General features: G+C 72.4%; 16 protein-coding genes. 13 read left to right on the top strand and 3 right to left on the bottom strand.

Annotation, left to right across the window (positions count from 1 at the left end):
• Window positions 1-34: 34 nt before the first annotated feature.
• From ACF088_RS29145 to ACF088_RS29120, 6 genes are all read left to right on the top strand, one after another.
• Window positions 35-1,048, top strand: a complete 1,014-nt coding sequence (locus ACF088_RS29145) for an ATP-binding cassette domain-containing protein (protein WP_392378840.1) — start codon at window positions 35-37, stop codon at window positions 1,046-1,048.
• Window positions 1,045-1,842 (top strand): ABC transporter permease, encoded by a 798-nt coding sequence (locus ACF088_RS29140; protein WP_392378839.1) that lies wholly within the window; start codon window positions 1,045-1,047, stop codon window positions 1,840-1,842. The genes ACF088_RS29145 and ACF088_RS29140 overlap by 4 nt, the downstream gene beginning before the upstream one ends.
• Window positions 1,843-2,333: 491 nt before the next feature.
• A complete protein-coding gene (locus tag ACF088_RS29135) occupies window positions 2,334-3,515 on the top strand; it encodes a cytochrome P450 (RefSeq protein WP_392378995.1) in 1,182 nt (393 codons plus the stop codon).
• A gap of 316 nt (window positions 3,516-3,831) precedes the next feature.
• Window positions 3,832-5,535, top strand: a complete 1,704-nt coding sequence (locus ACF088_RS29130; RefSeq protein ID WP_392378838.1) for a protein kinase — start codon at window positions 3,832-3,834, stop codon at window positions 5,533-5,535.
• A 142-nt stretch (window positions 5,536-5,677) separates the two neighbouring features.
• Entirely contained in the window at window positions 5,678-6,457 is a 780-nt protein-coding gene (locus tag ACF088_RS29125; protein WP_392378837.1) for an ABC transporter ATP-binding protein, read from the top strand.
• A 6-nt stretch (window positions 6,458-6,463) separates the two neighbouring features.
• A complete protein-coding gene (locus ACF088_RS29120; RefSeq protein WP_392378836.1) occupies window positions 6,464-7,822 on the top strand; it encodes an FtsX-like permease family protein in 1,359 nt (452 codons plus the stop codon).
• 43 nt (window positions 7,823-7,865) lie between these two features.
• On the opposite strand, the gene ACF088_RS29115 is transcribed toward ACF088_RS29120, so the two are convergent.
• Window positions 7,866-8,861 (bottom strand): hypothetical protein, encoded by a 996-nt coding sequence (locus ACF088_RS29115; RefSeq protein ID WP_392378835.1) that lies wholly within the window; start codon window positions 8,859-8,861, stop codon window positions 7,866-7,868.
• A gap of 294 nt (window positions 8,862-9,155) precedes the next feature.
• Between ACF088_RS29115 and ACF088_RS29110 the strand changes: the two genes are divergently transcribed.
• The 6 genes from ACF088_RS29110 to ACF088_RS29085 all read left to right on the top strand — a co-directional run bounded on the left by ACF088_RS29110 (window position 9,156) and on the right by ACF088_RS29085 (window position 15,656).
• Window positions 9,156-9,629 (top strand): MarR family winged helix-turn-helix transcriptional regulator, encoded by a 474-nt coding sequence (locus ACF088_RS29110; protein ID WP_392378834.1) that lies wholly within the window; start codon window positions 9,156-9,158, stop codon window positions 9,627-9,629.
• Window positions 9,626-10,045: an SRPBCC family protein gene (locus ACF088_RS29105; RefSeq protein WP_392378833.1), complete on the top strand. Its 420-nt coding sequence runs from the start codon at window positions 9,626-9,628 to the stop codon at window positions 10,043-10,045. The genes ACF088_RS29110 and ACF088_RS29105 overlap by 4 nt, the downstream gene beginning before the upstream one ends.
• 220 nt (window positions 10,046-10,265) lie before the next feature.
• The gene (locus tag ACF088_RS29100) at window positions 10,266-11,012 is read left to right on the top strand and encodes an ABC transporter ATP-binding protein (protein ID WP_392378832.1); all 747 of its coding nucleotides are present in this window, start codon (window positions 10,266-10,268) and stop codon (window positions 11,010-11,012) included.
• A 2-nt stretch (window positions 11,013-11,014) separates the two neighbouring features.
• Complete coding sequence (locus tag ACF088_RS29095) at window positions 11,015-13,639, top strand: ABC transporter permease (protein WP_392378831.1); 2,625 nt, start codon at window positions 11,015-11,017, stop codon at window positions 13,637-13,639.
• 89 nt (window positions 13,640-13,728) lie between these two features.
• A complete protein-coding gene (locus ACF088_RS29090; protein WP_392378830.1) occupies window positions 13,729-15,006 on the top strand; it encodes a sensor histidine kinase in 1,278 nt (425 codons plus the stop codon).
• On the top strand, window positions 14,976-15,656 hold the full coding sequence (locus tag ACF088_RS29085; protein ID WP_392378829.1) for a response regulator: 681 nt from the start codon (window positions 14,976-14,978) through the stop codon (window positions 15,654-15,656). The genes ACF088_RS29090 and ACF088_RS29085 overlap by 31 nt, the downstream gene beginning before the upstream one ends.
• 96 nt (window positions 15,657-15,752) lie before the next feature.
• Here the strand turns inward: ACF088_RS29085 and ACF088_RS29080 are convergent, their stop codons facing one another.
• Both ACF088_RS29080 and ACF088_RS29075 read right to left on the bottom strand, forming a co-directional pair.
• The gene (locus ACF088_RS29080) at window positions 15,753-16,781 is read right to left on the bottom strand and encodes a LysR family transcriptional regulator (protein WP_392378828.1); all 1,029 of its coding nucleotides are present in this window, start codon (window positions 16,779-16,781) and stop codon (window positions 15,753-15,755) included.
• Between the two features lie 300 nt (window positions 16,782-17,081).
• A complete protein-coding gene (locus tag ACF088_RS29075; RefSeq protein ID WP_392378827.1) occupies window positions 17,082-17,399 on the bottom strand; it encodes a hypothetical protein in 318 nt (105 codons plus the stop codon).
• Between the two features lie 387 nt (window positions 17,400-17,786).
• On the opposite strand from ACF088_RS29075, the gene ACF088_RS29070 reads away from it, so the two are divergent.
• A complete protein-coding gene (locus tag ACF088_RS29070; RefSeq protein WP_392378826.1) occupies window positions 17,787-18,728 on the top strand; it encodes an NAD-dependent epimerase/dehydratase family protein in 942 nt (313 codons plus the stop codon).
• Window positions 18,729-19,104 lie beyond the last annotated feature (376 nt).

Below are 19,104 nucleotides of genomic sequence, written 5' to 3'. Positions count from 1 at the left end.
CGCATCGCAGAACCCGGAGAGAACTGTCATGACCATGGAAAGATCGCCCCGCCCACCGGCGCCCCGCCCACCGGCGCTCCGCCCACCGGCGATCGCCGCACGCGGATTAGCCAAGTCCTACGGCGACAAGGTCGTCCTCGACGGCATCGACCTGCACATCCCCGAAGGCACGGTGTTCGCCCTGCTCGGGCCCAACGGCGCGGGCAAAACCACCACCGTCCAGATCCTCTCCACCCTCATCCCGGCAAGCGCCGGCCAGGCACAGGTCGCGGGCCGTGATCTGGTCCGCGAGGCCGACGCCGTACGCGCGGCCATCGGCGTCACCGGCCAGTTCTCGGCGGTGGACAACCTGCTCAACGCCCGGGAGAACCTGCTCCTCATGGCGGACCTGCACCATCAAAGCCGCCGCGAAGGCCGTCGGCGCGCCGCCGAACTCCTGCAGCGCTTCGAGCTGACCGAGTCGGCCGCCAGGCCCGTCGCCACCTTCTCGGGCGGTATGCGGCGCAAGCTCGATCTCGCGATGACCCTGGTCGGCGATCCGCGCCTGATCTTCCTCGACGAGCCGACCACCGGCCTCGATCCGCGCAGCCGGCGCACCATGTGGGAGATCATCCGCAGTCTGGTCGCCGAGGACGGCGTCACCGTCTTCCTGACGACCCAGTACCTGGAGGAGGCCGACCAACTCGCCGACCGTATCGCCGTCCTGGACCACGGCAAGCTGGTCGCCGAAGGCACCGCGGAAGAGCTGAAACGGCAGATCCCCGGCAGCCATATCCGCCTCAAGCTTGCCGACGCGGACCGTCTGGCATCGGCCGCCGCCCTCTTCACCTCGGCCGCCCGCGACGACGAAGCGCTCACCCTGCACATCCCCGGCGACGGCAGCATCCCCGCCCTGCGCACCGTCCTCGACACCCTCGACCGCGCGTCGGTGGAAGCCGAGGCGCTCACCGTGCACACCCCTGACCTCGACGAGGTCTTCCTCACCCTCACGGGCCGGGCCCCGCAGTCCGGCACCACAGCAGACTCCCTTGAGGGGGAAGCCCGATGAGCACTCTCCCGTACGCGATGCGCGACTCGATGACGATGCTGCGCCGCAACCTCAAGCGCGCACGGCGCTATCCGTCCCTGACGCTCTCGGTCGTCGCCATGCCGATCGTGATGCTGCTGCTCTTCGTCTATGTCTTCGGCGGTGCGCTGGGCAACGGCATCGGACTGCCGGGTGCGGCGAACGGCCGCGGTGCGTACGTCAACTACGTCGTTCCGGGCATCATCCTGATGGCGGTGACCTCCGGTGCCATCTCCACGGCCGTGTCGGTCTCCATCGATATGACCGAAGGCATCATCAACCGCTTCCGCACCATGGCGATCTCCCGCGCCTCCGTGCTGACGGGCCATGTGGTCGGCAGCGTCATCCAGACCATGCTCAGCCTCGTCCTGGTCATAGCCGTCGCACTGGCGGTGGGTTTCCGGCCGGATGCCACTCCCGTCAGGTGGCTCGCCGCCCTCGGCCTCCTTGCCCTGCTCGCCTTCGCGCTCACCTGGCTGGCGGCCGCGATGGGCATGGTGGCCAAAACCGTCGAGTCCGCGAGCAACGCTCCCATGCCGCTCACCTTCCTGCCCTTCCTCGGCAGCGCCTTCGTCACCCCCGATTCCATGCCGGCCGGGCTGCGCTGGTTCGCCGAATACCAGCCCTTCACCCCGCTCAACGAGACGCTCCGCGGCCTCCTGCTGGGCACGGAGATCGGCACCAACGGCGTCATCGCCCTGGCGTGGGGCGTTGCGCTCAGCCTGGCCGGCTACCTGTGGGCGCGGGCCGCCTTCCGGCGGGGCGCCACGCGCTAGACGCGGCCCCGCGCCCGGCACCCGCCGCCCTCCTGCACCTGGCCCCCTGCACCTGGCCCCCGCGCGCCCGGGCCCCTGCACACCCGGGCCCCGTCCCTGCACACCCGGGCCCCGCCCGGTCCCCCGCGATCGGCACCCGCCGCCGCGCCCGGACTCATGGCAGCCGCGTTCCCGCCGCGTCCCGCGTCCAGCCGCGTCCCGTCCACGGGACCTCACCCGTCCACGGGACCACAGCCGTCCACGGCACCTCACCCTTCACCGCACACCACGGTGTGCTCCGCACTCCGCATCGGAGGACAGCTATGCCCCTGCACCCCGAACCGCCGGTATCTCCCCTCACTCCCGGTTCCCCTCAAGCGGGCGAGGCCCCCTTGCCCGAGAAGTCGACGTCCGAGAACGCAGGGTCCGAGCAGGCGGAGCCCGAGCAGGCGGCGTCCGAGCAGGCGGCGTCCGAGAGGGCGGCGCGGGAAGCAACGCCTCGCTCCGCCCCCGTGACGCTGCCGACGGCCCGTTCCGCCGGCTGCCCCTTCGATCCGCCCGCCGAACTGGCGGCACTGCGCGCGGAGCGTCCGCTCACCAGGATGCGTTACCCCGACGGGCACGTGGGTTGGCTGGCCACCGGCTACTCCGCGGTCCGTGCGATACACGCCGACCCCCGCTTCAGCTCACGCTACGAGCTGATGCACTACCCGTTCGAGGGCGGCTACACCGGCGAACTGCCCCCGGCACCGGTCGGTGACCTCACCGGGCTCGACGCTCCCGAGCACACCCGCTACCGACGGCTGCTCATGGGCAAGTTCACCGTCCGCCGGATGCGCCGACTCACCGCCCGCTTCGAGGAGATCGCCACCGAGCACCTGGACGCCATGGAGCGCCAAGGGCCGACGGCGGACCTGGTCGAGGCGTACGCAAAGCCGCTCCCCGCGCTGATGATCTGCGAACTCCTCGGTGTCCCCTACGAGGGACGGGAGGTCTTCCAGCGTCATACGGAAACGGTGATGACCCAGGGCGCCACCATGGACGAGGTGGTCGCCGCCACGGCCGCGCTCCAGGAAATCCTGGCCGAGCTGGTGTCGGCCAAGCGCGCCGAACCCACCGACGACCTGCTCAGCGATCTCACCACCACCGATCTGACCGATGAAGAACTCGCCGGCATCGGGGGCTTCCTGCTCGCCGCCGGTCTCGACACCACCGCCAATATGCTCGCGCACGGCACCTTCGCGCTGCTGTCCCACCCACACCAACTCGCCGCCCTGCGTTCCGATCCGGGCCTCGCCGATCAGGCGGTCGACGAGCTGTTGCGTTACCTGAGCATCGCCCACACCGGGGCGCGGTCGGCGCTGGCGGACGTCGAGCTGGAGGGTCAACTGATCAAGGCGGGCGAGACGGTCACCCTCTCGATCGAGGCCGCCAACCGCGACCCGGAACGGTTCCCCGACCCCGACACCCTCGACCTGCACCGCAAGGCCACCGGGCATCTGGCCTTCGGCCACGGCATCCACCAGTGCCTGGGCCAGCAGCTGGCCCGCGTCGAGATGCGGGTCGCCCTTCCCGCGCTCCTCACCCGCTTCCCGACGCTGCGGCTGGCCGTCCCGCCGGAGGAAGTGCCCCTGCGGCACCGGATGAACATCTACGGGGTGCACCGGCTCCCCGTCACCTGGGACGAGGAGTAGCCCTGCCGAGGCGCCCTGCCGAGCCGCCCTGCCGCCACCCGGAGCAGCCGGCCGGGCCGCACCTCCGCCCACGTACAGGGCATGTGCAGGACACGTCCAGGGCACGTACCGCAGCAGCCCGGCGGAGGCGCGCCTGCCGTACTCGGAGGCACCCGGCCGGGGCGCGCCTGCCGTACTCGGAGGCACCCGGCCGGGGCGCGCCTGCCGTACTCGGAGGGACCGGCCGGGGCGCGCTGCCGCACACGGAGGAACCCGCTCGCACTCCTGTACGTCTTTCCGCGTACGTGTTGGCGTAGACGGTCCCTGGAGGAACCCGGTGGAACACAGGATGTTGGGCCAGCGGTACGAGCTGGTGGAGCAGCTCGGGCACGGCGGGATGGGAACGGTGTACCGGGCCGTCGACCACCGGTTGCGCCGTACCGTCGCCGTGAAGACCCTCTCCGCCGAGCTGGCGCTGCAGCCCGAGTTCCTCATCCGGTTCCAGCGCGAGGCGCATGCCGCCGCCGCGCTCAACCACCCGGGGGTGGCCACCGTTCACGACGTGGGGGAGGACGCGAGCGGCGGTGCCGCCGAGCCCTACCTGGTCATGGAGTACGTGGAGGGCAGGACCCTCAGCCAGGTCCTGAAGGACGGCGCGCTGCCGGTGGCCCAGGCGGTCGACATCACCGGCCAGGTGCTGGACGCCCTGGAGCACAGCCACCGGCACGCCATCGTGCACCGGGACATCAAGCCCGCGAATGTCATGCTCACCGGCTCGGGCAAGGCCAAGGTCGTCGACTTCGGCATCGCCAAGGCGCTCAGCGAGGCGGCCACCCGCCTGACCGGCACGGGCGTGGCGGTCGGCACCCCGGCCTATCTGGCCCCGGAGCAGATCAACGGCGGCGAGACCGATCACCGTACGGACCTCTACGCCGTGGGCTGTCTGCTCTACGAGCTGCTGACGGGGAATCCCCCGTACACCGGGGATTCCCCGTTCTCCGTGATGCACCAGCATCTGGCCGCGGAACCGGTGCCGCCCTCCCGGCTCCGCCCCGAACTGCCGCCCGCCGTGGACGCGGTGATCGTCCGCGCGCTGCACAAGGGCCGGGAAAACCGCTTCGCGAGCGCGTCCACGATGCACGAGGCACTCGGCGAAGCCGCCCGGTCCTCCACACCGACTCCCCCCGCCCGCACCCCGGTCCGCACCCCCACCGCATTCGACCCCGCCGCCCCCGGCCACGCTCCACTCGGCCACCTCGCACCCGGCCACGCCGCATTCGGCCACCTCGCACCCGGCCACGCCGCACCCGGCCACGCCAGCGGGGAACCCGCCCCGGCGGCCGACGCCTCCGCCGCACTCTCCGGTTCCTCCGCCGCACTCCCCGGCAGCGGCAGCGGACGGGAGGCGGCACCACAACAGCCCGCCCGCCGCAGACCGGCGCGCGTGGTTTTCCGGCCGACGGCCGAAGGCGCGGTCGCCCTGCTCGGCTGCTTCCTCTCCCTGGTGATATCCCGGACGGACATGATCGAGACCGGCCGGTTCAACCAGGTCGCGCTGCTCGCCGCCGTCGCCGGGGCGGTGTTCCTGCTCTGGTCGGCACGGCTCGCCTGTGCGGTGTCCTGGGGCCCGGTGGCGGAAGCCGTGGCCGCATGGTCCGAACTCGCCCGCGGCGCCATCGGCTGGGAAACCCGCTACGTCATCATCGCCCTGGTCCTGGCCCTCGTCGCCGCACTGTGCCTGGCCGCCGGCTACAAGGACGAAGGCCCGGGCGGATTCGCGCTCGTGGCCTTCTGGTTCACCGCCCTGACCGCCGTCTGGTTCTTCCTCGACGACCTCCGCAAGATCGGCGTGTTCTACGTCCTGCTCCTGGGCGTCACCCTCGCGATCGGCGCCCAGGTACTCAAGTCCCGTACCCGCCCGCCGTCGGCCGGCCGCCTCGCCGCCCCAGCCGGCACGACGGACACCCCGAAGCCGCCGGAGCACCTCCGCACCCCGCACCGCCGGGCACGGAAGCGCGCAGACCAGCACGCCCGCGGGTAGCGGGAGGCGCGGTGCCGGGGCGGCGCCGGCCGTGCGGTGCCGGGGCGGCTCCGGCCGCCGCAAAGCCACTTCGCCGCACGACATACGCCGTCCACCGCCACATTCCCCTGAAAATCATCCTCGTCGGGGATTGGATGGGGGAATGCACACGACACTGCCACCCACCACCGATTCCTGGCCCATGACCGGCGAACGCATGGCGGTCCACTTACGCTCCTTACGCAAGGTGCACGGCAAGGGGGCGGGCGCGGTCACCGCGCTGGAGAGCATCGACCACGGCTTCCCCGCCGGCACCTTCACCGCCGTCATGGGCCCCTCCGGCTCGGGCAAGTCGACGCTCATGCATTGCGCAGCCGGGCTGGAGCGCCCCACCGCGGGCACCGTCGAACTCGGCGGGCGTGATCTGAGCAAGCTCTCCGACCGGCAGTTGACGCTGCTGCGCCGCGATCACGTCGGCTTCGTCTTCCAGGACTTCCATCTCGTTCCCGCGCTCGATGTCACCGCCAACGTCGAGCTCCCGCTGCGTCTGGCGGGCCGCCGGCCGGATGCGCCATGGCTGGGCGAACTGCTGGCGCGCGTGGGCCTGCACGACCGCCGCCGCCACCGGCCCGGTGAGCTCTCGGGCGGTCAGCGGCAGCGCCTCGCCCTTGCCCGTGCGCTGATCACCCGTCCCGAGGTGGTCTTCGCCGACGAACCGACGGGCGCGCTGGACCGGGCCGCCGGCCGCGAGGTGCTCGCCCTTCTGCGCGGTGCCGTCGACGACCTGGGCGCCACGGTCGTCATGGTGACCCACGACCCCCAGGCCGCGGCATGGGCCGACGAGGTGCTCCTGATCGCCGACGGGCGGTTGCGGGAGCGGCTGGCCGCACCCGGCACGACAGCGGACGCGATCGCGGCCCGCCTGGCCGCCCTGGGAGCGTGAACAGCCGTGCTCACACTCGTTCTTGCCTCTGTTCGCACCCGCCTGGGGCAGTATGCGGGCGTCGTTCTCGTCTCCTTCATGAGCGCGGGGCTGCTGACCCTGCTGGCATCCGTCCTCGACCGTGTCCATCGCACCGACCCCGGCCACGGCGCCGAGCGGGCCGCTCAGTCCCTGCTCGGCCTGGTCGGTGGCACGTCCGGCTTTGCCGCCATGCTGCTCGTGGCCAACACCCTGGCTCTCGTGGCGCAACAACGCCGGGTGGAAATCGGCACGCTGCGGGTCGTCGGGGCGACCGCATCGCAGATCAGGGCCCAGATCGTGGGTGAGGCCGCGGTGGTGGCCCTGCTGGGTGGTACGGCGGGCGGGGTGGCCGGAAGTGCCGCTGCCGGCACCGCCCTGCAGTGGCTCATCGGCCACGGCGTCCTGCCGTCCGGACCGCAGGCCGGCTTCTCACCCACCGGCTTCGCCGTCGGCGTGCTGTCCACGGTGGTGATCGCCGTACCGGCCGCACTGGCCGCGGTGCGCGGCCCCCTGCGCACGTCCCCGATCGACGCCGTACGCGACGCGACGGTGGAGCGGCGGACCTTCCCGGTCGGACGCACCGTCGCGGCAGTGGCCACCCTGGCCCTCGCCTGGGCGGCATGGGACCACTACGGCCGCAAGAACGGTGCGCACGAGGCGGTCAACGGAGCGATGGCACTGTGCCTGATGCTGCTCATCGCGGCGTGGCTGCTGCTCCCGCTCGTGGTGCGCCCGGTGGCGTTCCTCAGCGCGCTGCCGGGGCGGCTGCTCTCCCGCTGTACGGGGCGTCTGGCGGCGGCGAACAGCGGGGCCGCGGGACGGCGGGTGGCCGCCATGGCCGGTCCGGTACTGCTGGCGGCGGGGCTGTGCACCATGCTGCTGTGCGGCAACGCCGTGTCCCAGGCGGCGGACACCACACAGACCGCCGTTCAGCAGCAGAACAACGCCGTCGGCATGCGCATCCTCATGACCCCCTTGCTCGTCTACACGGCCGTGGGCATCCTCAACACCCTCCTCCTGGCCACCCGGCAGCGCCGCCAGGAGTTCGCGGCGCTGCGGCTGGCCGGCAGCACAAAGGCCCAACTGCTGCGCATGCTGGGGTGGGAATCGGTCGTCGTGGTGCTCAGCGGACTGCTGGTGGCAGCACTGGTGAGCACGGTCTTCCTCGCCGGCCTGTCGGCCCGGATCGCGCCGTACCTGACGATGGCACCCGCCGCCCTGCCCTGGGGAGCGCTGGCCCAGGTGGCGGCGGGGTGCGCCGGGTTGGGGGTGCTGGGAGTGCTGGTCCCCGGCGCATGGGTGCTGCGGGTACGCCCGGTGTGCGCGGTGCGGTCAGCGGAATAGCGGGCGGTGCTGCAATGCCCGCGGCGGAGCCGTCAGGTGACCGTCAGTTGACGCAGACGAGTCCCAGCACGCACACATGCCCCGGTGATGTCGGCTCGGCCGCCGGAGTGGTCGGGCTGCTCGGCGCGGTCGAGGTGGGCGGCGCCGTATGCGTCGGTGAGGTGCCGGTGCCGGACGAGTGCCCGGTGGGAGCGGGGGCGGCGGTCGTCGTCGGTGCCGCGGCGCCGGAGTGGCCGGCGGACGACTTGCCGGCCGCGGTGGGCGTCGAGGTGTGCGGCGCCGCGCTCGGCGTGGCGTGGAGGTGCGCCGGGGTGGCGGAGTGCTGCTGCCGGACCGTCGTGGCCGCGGACGGCGCGGCGGCGGGGGTGCTCTGCTGCCGGTCGGCCGTCTTGTGCGGGTGTGTGGCGGGGGGCCGGGAAGCCTCGGTGTCCGGCTGCTCCGACGACGAGGCGGCGGATTCCGTCCGGGGGGTGCCCACGCTCCCGGGCTCCGGCGCCGAGGACGCCTGCGCATGGCCGGCGGACGGCTTGTTCTGCAGCAGCGAGTAGGTCAGGCCACCGCCGACGAGGGCGAAGGCCGTGGCGGCCGCGGCCCGGCGCCGGTGCTTCTTCCAGCGCGCCAGCTGCCGACGCCGGGCCGCCCGGCCCTGGCCGGTAGCAGCGGCGACTCCGGTACTGCCGGACGCATCACCCTCCGCAGCACCCGCCCGCACCTCATCGTCGTCGAAGGCACCGCTGTCGAAGGCGCTGCTGTCGAAGGCACCGCTGTCGAACGGCGCGGCATCGAACGGCGTGGCACCGGACGGGCCGGCATCGGACGGCGCGGCGGCGGACGGCTCCGTGCCGTGCTGCCGAGCGCGCGGAGGGGCGCCGAGGCCGGGGGCTTCCTCCGCACGCCACGCCTCCCACATCGCGGCAGCGGCCTTCGCGCGCTGCCGGCGCCGCTGGGAGGGCGGTGCTATGTCCGGGGCGTAATCGCCGCATCCCGGGCAGACGAGTGCCCCGTTGAGACTCCGGCGGCACGACGAGCAGTAGTCCATCTTCGATCTTTCTGTGCTGACTGCGCCGCCAAGGACGCCGGCGACCTGATCAAGTTCGCACGCGGGATCGAGCGGGCTGTAACGCTAACGGCACCCCCCGAGGGCGAAGCGAAGGCCATGTGACGCTTCGGTGCAGATTCCTCACCGATGGCCCTCCGTGCTCCGGACATGTGTCGACGAATCCCGTGATGCGCCGCTGGAAGCGGAAGCCTCGATTCCCGTCCAGCCCTCGATGGGGGAGCGATGCGCGATTGATGTCTTGACAACAGATGTCGCGACATTCATTCTGGAGTGGTGACCTCATCCAACGGTCTTCGTGACCATCTCGGCTATTGGCTGCGACGTCTGTCCGACGAAGTGCACGGCCGCTTCGAGCGGGCGCTCGCCGACCATGACGTCACCGTGGCGCAATGGACGGTGCTCGTCACCGTCCATCGCGGTGACGCCTCGACGGCGCGGGAAGCGGCCCGCTACATCAACATCGACGCGGGAGCGGTCTCCCGCCTGGTGGACCGCCTCGTCGCCAAGGGCCTGATGGCCCGCGAACCCGACCCGGCCTCCCGCCGGAGCCTGCGCCTGGTTCTCACCCCCGCCGGCCGGGACCTGGTGCCCCGGCTGGTGGAGATCGCCGACCGCAACGAGGCCCACTTCTTCGGCGCACTGGACCCTGCCCAGCGGGACCGGCTGCAGAGCTGGATCCGCGAGCTCGTCGACGCCGGTGGCGGGCCCGGCCCACAGCAAGTGCCACCTGGAAAGGCAGAAAAATGAGCACGGAACTCCACACCGCCCGCTCGGTCACCAAGACCGTCTCCCTCGCCCGTCCGCCTGCCGAGGTCTTTGCGTTCCTCGCCGACCCCGCCAACTGGCCCCGGTGGGCCGTCGTCAACATCCAGGCCATCGAGCCGACCGCCGATCCCGAGTGGTGGCTGATGGACACCCCGCGTGGCACGGCCCGCCTGCGCATCCGGGGCAATGCCGAGGCGGGACTGCTCGACCACGACTACGTCGACCGAGAGGCGTCCTGGACCGTGCCGGCCCGCGTCGTGCCCAACGGCGAGGGGAGCGAATTCCTCCTCACGCTCTTCCAGCCGCCGGGCTTCAGTGACGCCTACTTCGACCAGCAGAGTGCACTCATCGACACCGAAATGGACGCGCTGAAGCAGGAGTTGGAAGGGCGCGGGTAATCGCCCGCCGCCCGGGGGGACAGCCGCCCTGCCGCCCAGGCGCACAGCCGCTCCGGGCCCCGTCCCCGGCACCGGACCCGTCCCGGGCCCACCGGGAGGTGGAGTTTCCTCCACCCGGAAGACGGGATGTGACGCCCGTGCGCGGTACGGCCCCGGCCCGCTTGGCTGGAGGGCACGCCGTGGACGCGACCGTCCGCGGGCCCGAGGCCGAGGAGGAAAAGTGTCCGTCACCGGAGCCGGCGGCGAGCAGGCCGTGACACTCAGTGCGGTGGCCAGGCTGTACGGCCGCGGCGAGCGCCGGGTACCCGCCCTGCGCGGTGTGCACTGCGCCTTCGCCCGCGGGTCGTTCACCGCGGTGATGGGCCCGTCGGGCTCGGGCAAGAGCACCCTGCTCCAGTGCGCGGCGGGCCTGGACCGCCCCACCTCGGGCCGGGTGTTCCTCGGCGGCACCGACATCAGCGCGCTGACCGAGACGGAGCTGACCAAGCTGCGCCGGGAGCGGATCGGTTTCGTCTTCCAGTCCTTCAACCTCATGCCGTCGCTGAGCGCGCGCAAGAACGTGGCGCTGCCGATGCGGCTGGCCGGGCAGCGCCCGGACCGCGCACGGGTGGACGCCGCGCTCCGGCAGGTGGGCCTGGGCGACCGGGGCGGCCACCGGCCGGCGGAGCTGTCCGGCGGCCAGCAGCAGCGGGTGGCCATCGCCCGAGCCCTGATCAGCCGGCCCGAGGTGCTGTTCGCCGACGAGCCGACCGGCGCCCTGGACACCCACACCGGCCGTGAGGTGCTGGGCCTGCTGCGGTCCGTGGTGGACCACGCCGGGCAGACGGTGGTCATGGTCACCCACGACCCGGTCGCCGCCTCCTGGGCGGACCGGGTGCTCTTCCTGTCCGACGGTGCGGTGCACGGCGAACTGGCGGGCCCGACGGTGGCCGCGGTGAGCGAGCACCTGGCACGGCTGGGCGGCTGACCATGGTGTCCCTCGCACTGTCGACCCTGCGCGCCCGGTGGGCGCTGTTCGCCGGCACCTTCCTTGCGCTCTCGCTCGGCGTCGCGCTGATCGCCGGTACCGGACAGGTCCTCGACGCCACCCGGGCCACGTCGAAGCCCGGCGGTCCCGGGCGCTACGACGCGGCGGCGGTGGTGGTGCGGGCCGGTCAGTCCGTCACCGTCGGCTTCGGCAGCGGGGGTGGTGCGTACGACCAGCGCCTGACCGCCACCTCCCCGCACCGCCTGGGCGGCGCGCGGCGGACCGCCGCCGCGGTCCGAGCGGTGCCCGGTGTGCGGCGGGCCGTCCTCGACCGTTCGCTGCCCGCCCGGGTGGTGACCGGCCACGCCAACGATGCGTCGGACCGTCCGGTCGGCCACGGCTGGTCGAGCGCCGCGCTCACGCCCTTCCGCCTCACCCGCGGCCACCCGCCCACCGGCGATGACCAGGTGGTGCTCGCCGCCGCACTCGCCGGGCGCACCGGGACTGCCGTCGGCGACACGGTGGCCGTGGTGACCCCGCGCGGCCGGCAGCGGATGACCGTCGCCGGTATCGCGGCGCCGCCCGGCAAGGACGGGGTGCCCGGCGAGGCCACCGTCTTCTTCGCCGACGACACCGCACAGCGGCTGTCGGCCGACCCGGACCGGGCCGACGCGGTGGCCGTCCTCGCCGCGCCCGGCACCTCCGCCACGGCCCTCGCCGACCGGATCCACGCCGCGCTGCCGGACAAGTCCCTCACGGCCGGTACCGGCACGGCCAAGGGCGGCCACCCGGCCGCTGCCTCGCGCGCCGCGGCGCTCGGGGACGTTGCCACCCTGCTCGCCGTGATGGCGGTGATCGCCGGCTTCGTGTCGGTCTTCGTGGTGTCGGGCACCTTCGCCTTCGCGATCGACCGGCGCCGCAGGGAGCTGGCCCTGCTGCGCACCGTGGGTGCCACCCCGCGCCAGGTACGCCGCATGATCATGGCGGAGTCGGCGGTGCTGGGCGTCGTCGCCTCGGCCGCGGGCTGCGGCCTCGGGATCTTCGGCGGGCGGTGGCTCGCCTCGGTGCTCTCCTCCTTCGGTATGGCGCCCGAGGACTTCGATGTCCCGGTGTCCCCCACGGTCCTGCTGATCAGCTTCTTCGTCGGGCTCGGCGTGGCGCTGCTCGGTGTGTTCGCCGCCTCGCGCCGGGCTGCCAAGGTCCGCCCGGCCGAGAGCATGCGGGAGTCCGAGGTGGAAACCCGGGTGATGACGCGGGGCCGCCGGCTCACCGGGTCGCTGTTCCTGGCCGTGGCCGTGCTGCTGCTGATCTTGCTGCCGCAGGCGGGCGGCGACGGCGCCGTGGTGATCTCGCTGGTGCTGACCGAGATCCTGGTCGTGGCGATGGCGGCCTTCGCGCCGCTGCTCGTCCCGCCGCTGGTGCGGCTGGCGACTCTGCCGCTGGCCGCGCTCACCCGCATCACCGGCGCGCTGGCCGGTGACAACGCCCGCGCCGCGGTGCGCACCACCGCCTCGGCGGCCGCACCCATTCTGGTCACGGTGGCCGTCGCCGGTTCCCTCATCGGTGTCACCCGGGCGAGTGCGGCGACCACCATCGCCGACGACCGCGCGCACCTGAGGGCCGATGTGGTGGTGGCCGCCGCCGACGGCGGCGCGGGCCTGCCCGCCGCCGCGCAGCGCGAACTGGCCTCGGTCCCCGGCGTACGGGCCGCCTCACCGGTCGCCGAGACCAGCGGCTTCCTCGTCGGCGCCGGCTATGTGATGGCGAGCGGCATCGGCGCAGTGGACCCGGCGCGGCTGTCCGGCGCCATCCGGCTGGACGCGGCCGGGGGTTCGCTGGGCGCCCTGCGGGGCGACGCCGTGGCGGTGACGAAACTGGTCGCCGGACAGCTGGGCTGGAAGGCGGGCGACGAGGTCGAGGTCTACCTCGCCGATGCCACGAAGGTACGGGTCAGGGTCGCCGCGGTGATCGGCTCGTCGGCGGGCCTGCCCGCGGTGCTGTTCCCGCGGGACGCGCTGGCCCGGCACGCGCCCGACACGATGGCGAGCGCCGCCTACCTGTCGCTGGCGCCGGGCGCGGACCGGGCCGCCGTGACGGCCGCCGCCGGAAAGATCGCGGACGCCTACGGCGCAGCCGCGCACGACCGGGACGACTGGCTGGCCCAGCGCGCCCGGGCCACACACGAGGAGGGCCGCATCCTGGTCCTGGTGCTGCTCGGCATGTCGCTGCTCTACACCGGCATCGCCATCGCCAACACCCTGGTCATGGCGGCCGGGGAGCGGGCCGAGGGCATCGCACTGATGCGCAGACTCGGCGCGACGCGTGGGCAGGTGCTGCGCACCGTCGGGTGGGAGACGCTGACCGTGGTGGCGGTCGGCGGGACACTGGGCGTGCTCGCGGGCGCAGTGACGATGCTCGGCACGCGCCGGGCGTTGTCCGAGTCCGGCGAGCGGGCCGAATTCCCCCTGCCCTGGCAGGAGATGGGGGCGGTGCTGGCGGGCTGCCTGCTGGTCGCCCTCCTGGCCACCCTGGTGCCCACCCTTCTCCGACTGCGCTCCTCCGACGGCCCGGCCGGGAACACCGAGACGCCCGGCACGGGGGACCCGGTGCCGACGGGCGCGGGGTGAGGCGGCGCCCGTCTTCCCCCGAAGGCCCGACGGCCCGACGGCCCGAAGGCCCGACGGTAAGGCCTGCAACGGGCCTTACCGTGGGCGGGGTGAGATCCTCTCCCACCTGGCGGGCCATGACCCGGAGCCCGGTCAACTTCCTCACCTCCGCGGCACCTTGGCGTTCGCTCGGCTACCTCGCCTCCTCCGGCCTCGTCGGGCTTCTCTCGCTGGTCGTGCTGGGCGGCGTTCTGGTCTGCGGGCTGCTGCTGTCGGTGCTGGGGGTCGGGCTGGTGCTGCTGGCGGGCTCGGTACTCCTCGGCATCCCGCTGGCCGCGCTGGAACGTCGCCGGCTGCGGCTGCTGGAAGGGCCGCACGAGGACCGGCCGGCCAGTCCGCACGGCACCGTCACCCGGCCGGGGCTGGGGCCGTGGCTGACCACCCGGCTGCGGGAGCCCGCGACCTGGCGGGAGTTCAGCTACGCCGTGGTCTTCGCGGTGCTGCTCTCCTTCGTGAACCTGGCCCTGCTGGCCCTGACCGGCCTGCTGGCCGCACTGGTCGTCGCCCCGGTCCAGGTGGCCGTCACGTCCGCACAGCCCGAGGCACTGGTGCTCACCGGCATCGGGATCGCCGGGCTGCCGGTGGCCGCGTACGCCCTGGGCGCGGCCGCGGCCGCGCAGTCCTGGTTCGTCCGGCTGATGCTGGCCCCCAAGGAGGGCGAGCAGACCGACCGGGTCATGGAGCTGACCCGCTCGCGGGCCCGGATGGCCGACGCCTTCGAGGCGGAGCGGCGCCGTATCGAGCGGGATCTGCACGACGGGGCACAGCAGCACCTCGTGGCGCTGGTCATGACGCTGGGCCTGGCCGAGCTGGAGCTCGGCGCCGCGGATCCGGCGGCCGGCAAGGGCGGCGAGCTGGTCTCCCGGGCCCGGCACGAGGCGAAGCAGGCGCTGGACGAACTGCGCGACCTGATCCGCGGCATCCACCCGCGGGTCCTCACCGATCACGGTGTCGCCGCGGCGGTTTCCGATGTCGCGGTCCGCTGCCGGGTACCGGTCGCCGTCGATGTGGAGCTGACCGGGCGGCTGCCCGCGCAAATCGAGGCCACCGCCTACTTCTTCATCAGCGAGGCCCTCACCAACGTCGTCAAGCACAGCGGGGCCGCCGCCGCCACGGTGCACGGCCGGCTGGCCGCGGGCCGGCTGTCCGTCACGGTCACCGACGACGGCGTCGGAGGCGCCGGGCTCCGGGACGGCGGCGGGCTCCAGGGCTTGGCCGACCGGGTCGCGGTGGTCGATGGAAGACTGACGCTGTCCAGCCCCTGCGGTGGTCCCACCGCCCTCAGCCTGGAGATTCCGTGCCGGCACCGTCACTCCGTATCGTCTTAGCCGAGGACTCGGCGCTCGTCCGCGAAGGGATCGTCGAGCTGCTGCACAAATTCGGCCACCAGGTGGTCCGCGCGGTCGGCGACGCCGACTCCCTGATCACGGCGGTGCAGGAGTCTTCCCCGGACCTCGTCATCACCGACGTACGGATGCCCCCGGGGCACGGTGACGACGGGCTGCGCGCCACCGTGCAGCTGCGCACACACGACCCGGACCTGCCGGTGCTGGTGCTCTCCCAGTACGTCGCGAACGCTTACGCCAAGGAGCTGTTCACCCCCGGCAGGGCGCCCCACCGCCAGAGCAGCGCCGGTCTCGGTTACCTGCTCAAGGACCGGATCGGCGAACTCGGTGAATTCGCCCGGGCCGTCGAACGTGTCGCCGCGGGGGCCATGGTGATCGATCCCCAAGTGGTCCAGCACCTGCTGACGGAGCGCGACCGGCGCCACCGGTCCCAGTTGCTGTCCGCCCGCGAACAGGAGGTGCTCGGCCTGATGGCCCAGGGCTACTCCAACGCCATGGTGCGCGATGCGCTGCACCTCAGCGAGGGCGCGGTGGCCAAACACATCGGCAACATCTTCGCCAAGCTGGGGCTGTCCCCCGATGACGGCAACCGCCGGGTGCTCGCGGTACTGGCGTATCTGCGCGACGAGTGACTCGTCTTGCGGCCCGCTTCGTCCGGCACCGGGGCCGTCCGCCGGGTCGCCGGGCACCGTGGTCGCCCCCCGTGGTCTCTCCCCCCGCGGCCGGCTTCAGCCGCCGTGCGTGCCCAGCGGGTTCGTGCCCGTCGGGTTCGTGCCCGTCGGGTTCGTGCCCAGCGGGTTCGTGCCCATCGGGTTTGTGCCCGTCGGGCCGGTGATCACCGGGTCGGTGATCATCTGCAGGACGTGAGGCTTGGCGTGGCAGGCCTGCCGGACGGCCTTGGCGAAAGCCGCCACCGCCGGATTCGTGGCGCTGCGCGACCAGGTGAGTGCGACGGTACTGGGGCTCACGCCCTCCACCGGTACGTAGACGATGCCGGAGCGCGGATAGAAGCGGGCGGCGGCGGCCGGGGTGATGCTGATCGCCCGGCCGGCCGCGACCGCCTGCAACTCGTCGTCCGCACTGGAGACCTCCACCAGTCGCGGCATGTCCGGCCGCCGCCGGTATCCGGCACACAGCCAGTAGTCCACCCAGATCCGGTCGGGGCTGCGGCGCAGGACGAAGGGCTCGTCGAGCAGTTCGGTGATGTGGACGTGCGGGCGGCCCGCGAAACGGTGGCGATGGGGCAGCGCCGCGATCCGCGGCTCGGCGAACAACGGCTCCATCGTCAGGTCGCGGTCCTGGAACGGCGGGCGTACGAACGCCGCATCGACCTCTTGGCCGTTGACGCCCGCCGAGGGATCGTCCCAGTCGTAGCGGCACATTTCGACTTCCACGCCGGGGCATCGGCCCTCGAACGCCTCAAGTATCAAGGGCGTCAGCTCCAGTGCCGCCGCCCCCTGGAATCCGACCTTGAGTCTGGCTCCGGTGCTGCTCGCCGCCTCGCGGGCCTGGCGCAGCGCCTCTTCGTGGTGGTGCAGGGAGTGTTCGGCCTCCGCGATGAATCGCTTGCCGGCCTCCGTCAGCTCCACCCGGCGAGTGGTCCGGTGGAAAAGTGCGACACCGAGCTCCGCCTCCATCTCCTTGATTCGCGCCGACAGCGCCGACTGGGCGACATGAAGGCGTCGGGCGGCGCGGGTAAAACTGAGTTCTTCGGCGACGGCTATGGCGTAACGGAAGTGACGTAATTCGATATTCATGTGTCCACCACGGGTGACGAGGGGAAGGTCAGCCGCCCATGGAGGCGTGGCCGGGCTTCCGTGCCCCCTGCTTTCAGGTGGAAAGATTTCGTTGCCACCGGACCCCCGTACAGTTCAAGCGACGCCCTCACTGTAAACCACCCCGGAAATTGCATGATGGTTCAACATTGCAGAAAACAGCGGGAGTTGGCCCGGCTGAACGGTGGGTGCGGAGGGACGTGCCACACGGCAGTCAGGGCACGGAGGCGAGCCCCGGCCCAGGTGATGGCGAGGCAGTTGCCGGTCCTCAGTTGCCGGTTCTCAGCGGGTGGGCCTCGATCGCGGCGCCGCCGGCCTCATCAGCGGTCCGGCCAATTTGGTCAGGGCCGGAAAGACGACATAGGTGGCGAGCGGTGCGACGACCGCGACGGTGATCAGGACGCGGATCGGAAGGGGAAGGGCGGCCAGGTCTTTCCCCCAGATCAGCTGGAAGACCGTCAGCATCGGATAGATGCCGACGAAGGTGAGGATGGTCTGCTTCCAGCGCGGGGGACGTCCGGGCGGTGCCGGGCGGGCCGGTGCCGCCCGGTGCTGCGTGATGTGCGGTGTGCTCTGCTGCGCTTCCGGTGTGGTCGTCACGAATGCTCCCAGGTATTCCACACGTCCGGCTTCCCACCCCTACGGAAAACACCGATCCGCCTCGACGAACCGACGATAATCGCGCCCCACACGGGAAGAGAAAGACTAATTGCGGGCCGATTTATCGCAGCGCCGTGCATAAGCGCCGTCCGCCGTCCGCCGCCCGCCCTCCGCCGCCCGCATCAAGCATCGGCGCGCACCGCTCCGGAGGCCGGTGCCCTGTGCCCTGCGGGCCACCGCGAAGCCGGACGGAACGGAACCGGGACCAGAACCAGAACCGGGACCAGAAACGGAACCATGGGCATCCACTCCGCATGGCTCACCGCCGACTCCATCCCCAACTCACCTGCCACAAAAGGCAACACACGCTCGCGCTAATGTGCGCCCATGAGTCTCTATGTGGTGATGGGATCCGGGCCCGCCGGGGCGGCCACCGCTCGGCTGCTGGCCGAAAAGGGGCATGCGGTACGGGTCGTCACCAAGTCGGGCCGAAGCCCTGAGCCGGGCATCGAGCACATCGCGTTGGACGCGACGGACAGCAAGCGGCTGAGCGAGTCCGCACAGGGCGCGGCCGCGATCATCAACTGCGCCGGGCTGCCCTACCCGCGCTGGGCGAGTGACTGGCCGCCGCTGGCCTCGTCGGTCTGCGCGGCGGCCGAGGCGACGGGGGCCGTCCTGGTCATGCTGGGCAACCTCTACGGCTACGGTCCGGTGGACGGCGCCCTGACCGAGGAGTTGCCGCTCGCGGCGACCGGCCCCAAGGGGCGGGTGCGCGCCGCCGTGTGGGAACAGGCGCGGAAACTGCACGAGCAGGGCCGCATCAAGGCGGTCGAGGTGCGGGCCTCGGACTTCTTCGGGCCCGGAGTGACCGACGGCGGGCACCTGGCCGCGCGGGTCATGCCACGACTCCTGGGCGGCAAACCGGTCTCCACGCTCGGGGACCCGGACGCCCCGCACAGCTGGAGCTATCTGCCCGATGTGGCCCGGGCCCTGGTCGAGGTCGCGGGCGAGGAACGGGCCTGGGGGCGGGCCTGGCACGTCCCGACACAGCCCGCGCTGTCCACCCGGGACATGGTCGACCGCCTCGCCGCTCAGTCGGGGACGGGACCGGTCGCCGTGCGCAGGCTGCCGCCCGCCGTGCTGGGCGTCGTATCGCTGGTCTCCCCGCTGCTCCGCGAACTGAAGGAGATCCGCTATCAGTTCGACCTCCCGTTCGTGGTCGATTCCCGTGCCTACGAGGCCGCCTTCGCGGTACGGGCCACGCCCGTCGACGAGCAGGTCAAGGAGACGGTGGACTGGTGGCGTGAGCGGTTGGCCGCCACCGGGTGACGCCCCGTATCACCGGCGGGGCCGAGGCATGAGTGAAGTGCGGCGGCCCGTTCCGCAAGAGCACGAAGGAAGGCCAGCGGGATGCAAAGCAAGGGATCCGGGGCGGAAACGCACCCGCGACCGACGCGGTCCGCGATCTCTTCGGGAGACAGCGCCGTGGCGGGTGCCGCAGAAACCGGCCAGGTCGTAGGAGGAATGTCTGACGCCGGGAGTCATTGCCCCTCCCGGGGCCGTCAGCCGCGTCCGGTGAACTTTTGCCCGACGCCGAGCCCGCGCAGGTTGGCGAGGACCTGGGGGTCCTGGGCGTCGAGCCAGTCGCAGAGCTGGCGGAAGGAGACCAGCCGGACGTCCTTGTGCTTGTCGTCGGCGATGTGCT

Source organism: Streptomyces sp. NPDC015125 (assembly GCF_043080045.1).
Lineage (GTDB): Bacteria > Actinomycetota > Actinomycetes > Streptomycetales > Streptomycetaceae > Streptomyces.
The sequence above is the reverse complement of the archived record's forward strand: the minus strand, read 5'-3'. Positions and strand labels throughout refer to the sequence as shown.